General features: G+C 59.4%; 7 protein-coding genes and 4 pseudogenes. 9 read left to right on the top strand and 2 right to left on the bottom strand.

Going from position 1 to position 10859, the window contains the following annotated elements:
- On the top strand, positions 1-195 hold a 195-nt coding region (locus AC0L3N_RS32845; RefSeq protein WP_473551753.1), incomplete at its 5' end, for a hypothetical protein.
- A 1006-nt stretch (positions 196-1201) separates the two neighbouring features.
- The gene (locus AC0L3N_RS32840) at positions 1202-2230 is read left to right on the top strand and encodes a hypothetical protein (protein ID WP_473551751.1); all 1029 of its coding nucleotides are present in this window, start codon (positions 1202-1204) and stop codon (positions 2228-2230) included.
- 390 nt (positions 2231-2620) lie between these two features.
- Here AC0L3N_RS32840 and AC0L3N_RS32835 read toward each other — a convergent pair.
- Positions 2621-3443 (bottom strand): annotated as a pseudogene (locus tag AC0L3N_RS32835) (IS5 family transposase).
- Between the two features lie 69 nt (positions 3444-3512).
- On the opposite strand from AC0L3N_RS32835, the gene AC0L3N_RS32830 reads away from it, so the two are divergent.
- The 3 genes from AC0L3N_RS32830 (at position 3513) to AC0L3N_RS32820 (ending at position 6504) form a co-directional block, all read left to right on the top strand.
- Positions 3513-4205 (top strand): antitoxin Xre/MbcA/ParS-like domain-containing protein, encoded by a 693-nt coding sequence (locus tag AC0L3N_RS32830; RefSeq protein ID WP_473551750.1) that lies wholly within the window; start codon positions 3513-3515, stop codon positions 4203-4205.
- 398 nt (positions 4206-4603) lie between these two features.
- On the top strand, positions 4604-5737 hold the full coding sequence (locus tag AC0L3N_RS32825) for a porin (protein WP_473551747.1): 1134 nt from the start codon (positions 4604-4606) through the stop codon (positions 5735-5737).
- A gap of 80 nt (positions 5738-5817) precedes the next feature.
- Entirely contained in the window at positions 5818-6504 is a 687-nt protein-coding gene (locus AC0L3N_RS32820) for a hypothetical protein (protein ID WP_473551746.1), read from the top strand.
- A 29-nt stretch (positions 6505-6533) separates the two neighbouring features.
- Here the strand turns inward: AC0L3N_RS32820 and AC0L3N_RS32815 are convergent, their stop codons facing one another.
- A complete protein-coding gene (locus AC0L3N_RS32815; protein ID WP_473551744.1) occupies positions 6534-7358 on the bottom strand; it encodes an IS5 family transposase in 825 nt (274 codons plus the stop codon).
- 14 nt (positions 7359-7372) lie between these two features.
- Here AC0L3N_RS32815 and AC0L3N_RS32810 point away from each other — a divergent pair, with 14 nt between their 5' ends.
- The 4 genes and pseudogenes from AC0L3N_RS32810 to AC0L3N_RS32795 all read left to right on the top strand — a co-directional run.
- Complete coding sequence (locus AC0L3N_RS32810; RefSeq protein WP_473551756.1) at positions 7373-8536, top strand: alpha-hydroxy acid oxidase; 1164 nt, start codon at positions 7373-7375, stop codon at positions 8534-8536.
- A 393-nt stretch (positions 8537-8929) separates the two neighbouring features.
- Positions 8930-9139: pseudogene (locus tag AC0L3N_RS32805) on the top strand (IS110 family transposase); the annotation flags it as partial.
- A gap of 295 nt (positions 9140-9434) precedes the next feature.
- Positions 9435-9704 (top strand): annotated as a pseudogene (locus tag AC0L3N_RS32800) (transposase); the annotation flags it as partial.
- Positions 9705-10032: 328 nt separating this feature from the next.
- Positions 10033-10777 (top strand): annotated as a pseudogene (locus AC0L3N_RS32795) (IS630 family transposase); the annotation flags it as partial.
- Positions 10778-10859: the final 82 nt, after the last annotated feature.

The raw sequence follows: 10859 nt of genomic DNA, 5'->3' as shown, positions 1-10859 counted from the left end.
CGTGCAAACAGCGAAACCTGCTGCGAGCGCCGGGTATTGAGCGCGAAGTTGCGCACCTCCATGTCCTCGCTCATCAGCCGTTACCGAAGTTGGGACGTCAGCGGCGCCAGTCTGCCGCGGCCGGGCCTGGAGCGGCTGTGGGTGGCCCGAAGGCTAGATCCATGCGGTCCTCGTTCCATTCGCCGGATCGGCTGAGCCGGAAGGTATGCCTAAGGTTCTCTTGACCGAAGAGTTCGCCCGCCACGGCGTCGAGACCGTTTTCGTCAAAGCGCCGCATTCGGCACGCCCGAAGATCAGCTGATGCTGCAATGCAAGGGATGATCGCCGAATACGAACGGGCCCAGATTTTGGAACGCTCCCCGCCGCGGCAAGCGTTACCGCGCCAAGGCCGGCGAGATCTCCGTGCTTGGTGGGGCGCCCTACGGCTATTGCTACATCCACGGTCGGGGGCTTCAGCATCGTCGCCCATCACCCGGCTGTTGCAGGAAATGGGCCCCGCCACATGCAACACGTGACCCGTTGCGAGCGTTCTGTCGTGTGGGGCATGTGCGCAATCCGCCTATAAGGGCACCTGCCTATTTCAACGAGACAAAGGTCGGGCCACGGCAAAGGTGACGAAGCCCTTCTGACTGCCGGGTCGGGCGGTTCATGGCCAAAAGACCTGTACACGACCGGCCGCGCGAGGAATGGATTGAAGTGCCAGTCCCGGCCCTTGTCAGCGAAGAGACCTTCGCTTTGGCCACCGAGCGCCCGCCCGAGAACAATCGGTTCGCATCGCGCCCCACTATCGATCCCAGACTCGTGCAGGGTTTGGTGTCAAGCCGCAAATGCGGCTACGCATTGTCGCGCACGTGGACCGGTAGCTCGGAACGCAAGATCTACTATTACCGTTGCTTGGGTTCGGATGGCTGGCGTCATCTTAGTGGCTCCGTGTGCGGCAGCCAGTATCAAGCATACCATAAACAAGGCTTCATTCCAATTGCTTCCATATCGGTTTGGCGTTGGCTTGAACCAGCCGGGCGGTGTCACTCAAGTTCGCGGGTGCACGAAGTTCACTTGCCGCACAATTTCATGCATTCCGAGTTCTGCCGTTTCGCAATATTAGGTTATTGCATTCTTGCAAGAAATGTTTTAGGGTGCCCCTGCTTCTTCACCGCTTCGGTCGCGATGTGGGCGTCAAAGAATAATCTCGAGGTTTCGCATGACCATAAGACTGCTTCACCAGACCGACCTGTTTCGTCCCTGTGCCGATCCGGACGATCACTGGGACCTTGCTTGCGTCTATGCTCTTGCCGCATCGGGCCAACTCGATCTCGGCGGCGTACTGGTCGACTTCCCGCCCGATGACTACCCGGGCCGCAGCCCTGATATTACAGGCATCGCGCAGCTGAGCTACCTGACGGGGTTGCCGACCCACATGGCGGTCGGCTCCTCCGTTCCCTACGCGCATGACCGGGCGCTTGCTGCCCTTCCCAAGCGCGACCGCGCGGGCGCGGAGTTCCTCCTCGACTATCTCCGCGACAGCGAAGGGCCGGCCTACATCAGCATCGTTGGCTCCTGCCGCGATCTCGCCATTGCGGCCAAGCTTGATCCGGGTCTTTTCCGTAACAAATGTGCCGGGATCTACCTCAACGCGGGCACGGGCCATCCCGATGTCGCGAAGCAGGGAGAGATAGAGTACAATGTTTGGCTCAACGCGGCCGCTTACGCCGCCACGTTCGACATCCCGTGCCCGATCTACTGGATGCCTTGCTTTGAGACGGTATTTAATGACTACCTCGATATGAAGGTCCAGCAGTTCGGGACCTTCTATCGTTTCAAGCAGGGCAACGTTCTACCGAAGTTGTCATCCGTCCTGCAAAGCTACTTCACCTACTCCCTCGAGGGCAGAACGGATGCGCGCTACCTACAGCCGCTGCTGACGCCGCGGAGCGATGTGTCGAGTTACCGCACCATCCAGGAATATCGCAACATGTATTGCACCGCCGGCTTTTTCCACATGGTGTCCCAAGCCGTGGACAAGGCGGGCAAGATTATCGCAGGGTCCAACGCAGACGATGCGGTTTTTGGCTTCCGCCCCGTCGACATCAAGTGCGATCCGAATGGGGTGACGACGTGGGCAGACGCCGGGGCGGAGTCAAATCGCTTCCTGTTTGAGGTGAAGAATCCCGAAAGCTATGCTAGCGCCATGACTGCTGCAATGACCACGCTACTGGGGAATATTCAGTAATCGTAACCGGAACCAGTGGTGGCCCATTGCAATTCGATGCCTTCCGCCGCTCGTGATCGTCGCGATGCGTGGTTTCGGCGAAGCAGCGCGGCCCCTGCTGCGGCAATCGGAGCCAGGCAAACATGCGTCCCAGACGCTTATGACACAGTAAGACTAGGTCAAGACGAAGCTCTCGTCATGTACCCGCGGATCGCTCTTAGGGCATGTGGCAGGAGTAGCGAACCGGTTCGTCTTCGCAAAGCGCGGTTGGATTGGCTGGGTTTTGCTGGACGCCAATCCGACATTTCCAATGAAGCGTCTGAAGTGCGGCTGCACTCGACATTTGCCGAAGGAGAAGCTTTGCATACACCTCTCACTATCCATGACCTCAGAGTCTGTTTGGGAATTGGTTCAATGGCTGATTCTGCGCAAAAAGAGACTTCCCATGACGACGTGGATAATGGTTTCGGAGACGTCGATGTGCTGTTCATAGTCGCGCACGAGGCGATGCCAGCGCATGAGCCAGGCGAAGGTTCGCTCGACCATCCAACGCCTGGGCAGCGCCTTGATGCCGGCCTCGGTGTCGATGCGGCGTACCACTTCGAAGACGAAGTCGAGCAACGCGGCCTTCTCCCTCAATTGCCTGCGATCGTAGGCGCCGGCGACGAGAAGGTGCTTGCTCTATGGCCACCGCTGCCGGATAGCCTCGAGGATCATCTGCACCCCAGCACTGTCGGAGGTGTCAGCCGGCCTGAGATTGACCACCAGCGGCCGCCCATTGGTGTCGACCGCGATGTGGCGCTTGCGCCTGGCCATCTTCCTGGCCGCATCATGGCCTCACGCGGCGTCCGGCGCAGGTGCCTTGACGGTCAGGCTTTCCATAATACCGGCGCTCGGGCTGGCTTCGCGCGCGGCCCGCTCGCGATCGAGCATCAGGGCGACATTGTGGATCTGGCAAAACAGCATCAGCCGTACAAAGCGCCGGAACCACCAATAGACCGTCTGCAAGAGCGGAAAGTCCTTAGGGAGCATATGCCAGCCGCCGCCCGTGCGCGTGATTTAGCGGATCGCGTTGAGAATCTCGCGCAGGTCAACGCTCTGCCTACAGCCTTGCTCGGCTGGTTTCGGCAGCAACTGCAATCCGCTCCCTTCCTCCTTGGCGGGGTCGGTCGGATTACGCTTCGTCTTCCGCTCCGATCTGGGCCATCCGGCCTCGCATCTCTTGTGTCCACAACTTAGCCCAAAATCAGAATTCGATCGCGCAGGCAATCAACCGGACTCTTACGCGGCAGGGTAGCCACACATGACAAAATCATTTGATTTTAGAAATGAACCTCGCCAGGACGAGCTTTCAAGCTTGGTTACAAAAGAGGTCCAGCGCGTTCTGGCTCAGCACGAGCAGGTTATGAAGGACAGGAGTTCAATCTCATCGCACATGGGGACAGGCACTGCCGCCGATTTATTTTCTGCAACGCCCAAACAAATCATTCATGACGATTTGACTACACTGGCCTCTGAATTTGTTCGCAGGCTCGCAGCCGAAGCAGCGCGGCGTTCCGATGACAGCGCCAGTGAGGCGGCTGCGATCAGCGTGCGAACCGAGGGCGCGCGTAGGTGCGGAGTCCTAAAAGCGCGAGATCAGCAAAGTGATAGCCTGCGCATTGAAGACTGGGCGGGCGCGGTTGCAGGGCCCACCTATCTGGAAACACACTTCGGCATACCGCGATCGACATTGCATTGGTGGCAACGGCACAATGATGTAGTTGCGTTGCGGAAAGGCGCGCGCAAGCATGTGTTTCCCCTAGCTCAGTTCATCGACGGTAGGCCCGCGCCAGGGATACGACAAGTGCTCTCCTTGATCCCCAATCCCAGACAGGCATGGCTTTGGCTGCTCTCCCCTTCACCGCGGCTTGATGACCGAATTCCCATAGAGATGCTCCGGCAAGATCTGGCTGTGGAAGTCATCTGGGCTGCACGAGACTTTTCCTCGACATGAGGTCCAGCTGACGAAGCTAACTGCAAATCAGTGCACCGCGGCAATCGGTTGGTCACGTTGTGAGCCTGTGAAGGCCCGATTGAGGGTCGCACGTGCCCTACGCACTGCCCAATGTATTTTGCAACATGGTGCGAACTGTCCAGTTTGTGTTATTTGTATCGTTTGCACGAATTGTGCAGTATATATTGGACTTTCGTGACATAAACGCAACTGTAGTTTTATATGTCTCTGCTTAGCCCGCCGTATATCTTGCATTATTCAGTATCGCGGATAGCATCAAACTGCGAGGAAGCGGCGCGATGCGCATCTTTTTTCGATCGTGGGGAATGGGGAGGGATGCTGTCTTTCAGCAGGAAGATGCCCTGGCCCTTTTTTTAATCTTTTGAGTGGAGATCAAAATGAACATCAAGAGCCTTCTTCTTGGCTCCGCTGCGGCGCTGGTCGCAGTTTCCGGTGCGCGCGCCGCCGACGCCGTCGTCGTTGCCGAGCCGGAACCCGCTGAATACGTCAAGATCTGCGATGTCTACGGCGCTGGCTACTTCTACATCCCCGGCACCGAAACCTGCCTGCGCATCGGCGGCTATGTCCGTTATGACATCGGCGTCGGCGACGTCGGCACGTTCACCGGTGCGGGGACCGTCGACGTCGAGGACGGCGACGAGCAGGATACCTACTGGAAGCGTGCTCGCTTCACGCTGAAGACCTGGACCGGCCAGGAAACCGAGCTCGGCACCTTGAAGACGTACACCGAGACCCGCTTCAACTTCCGCAACACCCAAGGCGATACATTTCCGGCCCTCAACGAAGCCGGCAACACGGGCGTTTTGCTACCCTACGCCTGGATGCAACTCGGTGGACTGCGCGTCGGTAAGGACGACTCCGCCTTCGATACGTTCAGCGGCTACGCCGGCAACGTCTTGAACGATACGCTGGTTCCCTACGGTGGCTTCGACACCAACGTCGTCCAGTACTATTTCGACGCCGGCAACGGCTTCTCCGCCGTGGTTTCGCTCGAACAGGGTTATGGCGACTTCACGATCGACAGCTACGTCCCGCATGTCGTCGGCGGTGTGAAGTGGACGCAGGGCTGGGGCGCGATCACCGGCGTCATCGCCTACGACAGCAACTATGAAGAAGTGGCCGGCAAGGTTCGCCTCGACGTCACCCCGATGGAGAACCTGTCGCTGTTCATCATGGCCGGCTACGGCACCGACGACAACTACACGGATGGCGGCTTCGCAATCCCCGCCGGCGGCCGCGGCATGTACAAGCTGTGGAGCGGCAATTGGGCAGTCTGGGGCGGTGGCACCTACACCATCAACGAGAAGACCTCGTTCAACACCCAGATCTCGTATGACGAAGGTGAGAATCTCGGCGTGGTGGCGAACATCGCCTACGATATTGTCCCCGGCCTGACGATCACGGCCGAAGCCAGCTACTTCCATCTTGGTGATGAAACCGTCAGCAACTGGACCGGTGCCGATGACGACGACAACTTCGGCGGCCTCCTCCGCTTCCAGCGCTCGTTCTGACGGATCGAAGCATTTAACCATAGCGCCCGTCACATAGTTGCGTGCGCTAGACTTGCCCGGCCGGCGTTGGCTGAGCGGAGATGCCAAATGAAGTGGCTTTTTGCGGCTCGCGCGAAATGCTTGATCCCGTGACCTCCCGGGGGTCGAAGCGTGTCGCCGAAGCGAAGGGCGCCTTTGACCAAGGCGCCCTTCGTTCTAGAGCGTCGAGCATTCTGACTGAATCGAAAGGATTGCCGTCGTGTAGCGACGACCTGCTGTCAGAAAATCTGGATTTGAATGTCACGTGGGGGGATGTTGTTGTCTACAGAGCAGTACAGCGGCTTGGGAGTTCCACTTGTCATTCCTCATTCTTGATTGCTGGAATGGCGGATATCGTTGCCGTAGAACCGAATGCCGTGCGATTGAAAAATGTCGACGGCCAACGGATTGTCCAGGTTGTGGAAGATGGCAAAGCAACTAGGCATTTATTCAACGCTCAAACCGTTGCCGAGAGCTACGCCGAATTCCAGCGAATTCGGCTCGGCCTGCCTGGAAAGCCACCAATTTGGGAGGAGAACCCGGTGGATGAGCGCCCTAAGAGGCTCCGCGAAACACCAGACTTCATCATCAACGATGTTCTCGACCTCGCCGAGTACTCCGATCGCGGTGTTGTCACCACCCTAGTTGATACGCAGGGAAATCGCCTTCGTCTCCACCTCACAGTCGTGACCTCAGAATTGCTTTGCGAGCGAATCGCCAACGCGCTGGAGTGCCGGTACACCGAATAGCGACCTAAAGGTCCTCTCTGTTTTGAAATTCAGGGATGAGCGTTTCTGCGGATGAGATTGCCGCCCATAGCGACAAGGATCATGGCGTGAGGGACGTCGATGCGCTTCTCGTAGTCGCGCACGAGGCGGCGCCATCTCGTCATCCAGCCGAAGGTGCGCTCGACAACCCAGCGGCGGGGCAAGACTTCGAAGCCCTTCTGGTCGTCGGATCTGCGGATAATCTCTACCACGAAGTCCAGATAGGCGGCCTTGCCCATGAGCTTCAGCCGATCGTAGGTGCCATCGGCGAACAGATGCTTCACCCAAGGCCAGCGCTTGCGGATACCATCCAAGATCGTCTGGGCGCCGGCGCTGTCGGAGATATCGGCTGGCGTAAGGTTGACCATCAACAGACGCCCATCCGTATCGACGGCGATATGGCGCTTGCGTCCGACGATCTTTTTTCCGGCATCGTAACCCCTCGCTCCAGCTTGCGGAGCCTTGACCGACTGGCTATCGATCACCGCCGCCGATGGGCTCGCCTCGCGCCCAGCCCGCTCACGATCCAGCAGCAGAGCCACGTCGTGGATAGTCTGGAACAAAAACCGCCGCGCCAGCTCGCGAAACCAGCCATAGACCGTCTGCCAGGGCCCGAAATGAACCGGCAGCATCCGCCAGCCGCAAGCCGAGCGCACAAGGTAGCGCACCGCATTGATCACCTCGCGAAAATCAACCTCGCGCGGACGCCCACGCCGCCAAGGCTTGGGCATCAGCGGAGCGATCTGTTCCCACTCCTTGTACGTCAGATCAGACGGGTAGCGCTTGGTCTTCTTGGCGATCTGGGCCGTCCGGCCACGGCTCTGCTCGGTCCACATCCAAAGCTTGAATCATAACCCAGCCTCAAACGGAACCCCCAGCAAGCCGATTTTCAAAACAGCCTCTCAAAACTCGCGCCCAGAAGCGCGTGCCCAGGATGTTTTTCCAGCACGCCGACTCTGGATCGTGGACCCTAAGCACCTATCGGGCGAACGAGGAGGACTTTGCAAAGATCAAGCTGCGCCAGCGCGTCATGGTCAACATGAAGGACCGATCATTGGCATGTGAGATGGCGGGCCAAGCTGTTTCGATGCCGGTCGCTCTCGCGCCGGCCGGTACGGCGGGCATGCGACACGCTGATGGCGAGATGCTGGCAGCCCAGGCCGCCGAGGAATTCGGCGTCCCGTTCACCCTTTCGACCTTCAGTATCTGCTCGATTGAAGATGTTGCATCGGTAACGCGCAAGCCGTTCTGGTTTCAGCTCTACATCAATCGCGACCGCGACTTTGCTCTTAATCTCATCGACCGCGCCAAAGCAGCTGGCTGCTCGGCTTTGGTGCTGACGCTGGACTTGCAGATCTTGGGGCAGCGCCACAAAGATATCCGCAACGGCCTGTCGGCCCCTCCCCGCTTCACGCTGGATCACATTCTCCAGATGGCGCGCTGCCCGATTTGGTGTTTAAAGATGCTAGGTACGCAACGCAGGACATACAGGAACATTGTCGGCCACGCTGATGGTGTTAACGATTTGGAGGCCCTTGCCGCCTGGACCGGCGACACTCTCGATCCGAGCCTGTCTTGGGAGGATATTGAATGGGTAAAGAAGCGCTGGGGCGGAACACTTATTCTAAAGGGCATCCTGGATGAGGAAGATGCGCGTATGGCGGTTCGCGCCGGTGCGGATGCCATCGTCGTCTCCAATCACGGGGGGCGGCAGCTGGACGGGGCACCATCATCGATCAGCATGCTGCCCCGGATCGTCGAGGCGGTCGCCGACAAGATTGAGGTGCATATCGACGGCGGGATCCGATCCGGACAAGACGTCTTGAAGGCGCTATGCCTCGGCGCGAAAGGCACCTTTATTGGGAGGCCGTTTCTATACGGCCTCGGTGCGGCCGGCAAGCAAGGCGTCACGCAGGCGCTTGAGATCATCAGACGCGAGCTCGACACGACGATGGCGCTCTGTGGAGAACGTGATCTGCGAAACCTATCGTTGAAGAACCTCGTTGATCTCTGAGGATGGAGTCGCCGCGTCAAACTTGGTTGCGGCTGAGGCGCCGGTTCGCCCCCGCACCCCAGCTCAGATCCCTCCGTAGGTCCTTCCACATGCGGCTCCTGTCTTGGGTTACACGCGTACCTTGGTTTGGGGATGGTGATGACAGTCGCGAACTGCCACTGGGCGATTGGCAGTTGCGCGGCGAACAGGGTCGATTTCCGGCGATGGCGTTGCTCGAAGATTTCCAGCAGATCGAGACGTTGCTGGGTCCGGATCAACTTAACTCGCGTTCAGGGATTTGCGGCATAGACCGATGGCATGAATAGGCGACCGTCAGTTACAAGCGCCATCATTCCCGACGCAGATCATCGCCCATGCAGTCTGGCTCGATACTGTCAGGTGATATTCTTTGAACGACATGCGTTCATCCAACTGTCTTGGTTATGGCTGCAGCACCAGCCGGATTCGGCATGGGCAAAATGGTACAAGGCGCGCGTCGAACGCAATGGCGGGCGCATGAAGAAAACGACTATTGTTGCGCTGGCACGTAAGCTGCTAGTCGCCCTGTGGAAGTACGTGACCTCCGGAGTCGTAATCGAAGGTGCTATTATGAAAAAGGCATAGCGTTTCGCTACTTTAGCCTTTCCGAAATCTACCGGGATCTCATGAACCCCGGCAGATCCAGGTGACGAACCTATGAAGACCCTGGCAAAAATGTCGTAGTTCAGAATGGTCTCGTCATCCTGGGCTCACCCCGCCGAAAGCGGGATGTTGGTGCAGCCGCGATCAACGGCGACCGAATCTGAGGTGGATTAGGCTCAGCAAAACGAGCCGCGTCACGTAGTTGAGCCCGGAACTGGAGTCGAAATTTATGAGGATGCCGAACATGTCCTAATCTTGACATCGCCAACCCCATATGAGGGTCTTCACCGCCGGCCAGAAGCGCCGCGTCACCCCGGCCATCAAGCGCCAGATGCGACGGCGATCGGCGGTCGAGCCGGTGATCGGCCACATCAAGGCCGAGCATCGCATGGGCCGCAACTACCTCGCCGGCCAGCAGGGCGACGCCCTCAACGCCATCCTGGCCGCCGCCGGCTACAACTCCTCCCACCTGCTCAGGTGGCTGAAGGAGTTTTTGTCGCTCTTGATCGTCCTGCTTCAACTCCGGCCGAAGCAGCTCGCCGCTTAGGGCTCGGATTGTTCACGGTCGACTATGTAATCGAAAGCGTCGCCGGATGGATACGATCCGCTCGCCGTGTGTATCGGAGTGGATCGAACTGCACCCGCTCAATCGCGAGCGGTCCGCCGTGAGCGCCGAGGCGGCTACTGGCCAGCACGGGGGAGTTCGGGCAAAACGCCGGCCTCCATCTCCTTCCCGATGCTTGGTGGCGAATCAACATCGACCACGTTCTCACATCTCGACAGGAGCAGCCGCCCTTATCCGGGCTCGGCAAAGACCCCAATCACCCCATCTGGCTTGGGATTCCCTTTCGCAAATGCGCATGCGGGTTTGGCGCATGCGCACAGCAATATCTCTCACCGTCTCGCCTCTGACCATCGGCGTTTGGTTGCCTTGTTCAAAGACCATAACAGCTCGCAGAAGCACGTCTGGCGAGCCGAGATCGTGCTGTTGAGCGCCGACGGCGCCGGTACGATCGAAGTCATGCGGCGGACCGGCAAATCCAAGACCTGCGTGTGGCGCTGGCAGGAGCGCTTCGCCACTGAAGGCTTCGAGGGGCTACTGCGTGACAAGGCGCGGCCCTCGCGCATTGCGCCGCTCGGGCCCGAGATCGCCGAGCGCGTGGTGGCGCTCATGCGCGCAGATCCTCCCGGTGAGACGACGCACTGGACCGCCGACATGATGGCGCAGGCTGCTGGCATCAGCGCCAGTGCAGTGCGCCGCATCTGGAAGGGCACGGGCTGCAGCCAAACCGCTGGCGGCAGTTCAAGCTCTCCAACGATCCGAAGTTCGTCGACAAGTTGCGCGACGTCGTCGGCCTCTATGTCGATCCGCCGGCACGCCATCGTGCTGTCGGTCGACGAGAGAGCCAGATACAGGCGCTCGACCGCACCCAGCCCGGCCTGCCCATGAAGAAGGGAAGGTTCGGCACTATGACGCACGACTACAAGCGCAACGGCACGACCACACTGTTTGCCGCCCTCAACGTGCTCGACGGCACCGTGATCAGCAAGAACATGCAGCGACACCGCCATCAGGAGTTCATCCGCTTCCTCAACGCCATCGACGCGCAAGTGCCGGCTGGCAATGGGGGGGGGGGGGGGGGGGGGGGGGGGGGGGGGGGGGGGGGGGGGGGGGGGGGGGGGGGGGGGGGGGGGGGGGGGG

It is taken from the genome of Mesorhizobium sp. WSM4807, from assembly GCF_055811615.1.
Note: the sequence above shows the minus strand (reverse complement) of the source record. Positions and strands in the feature narration are given on the sequence as shown.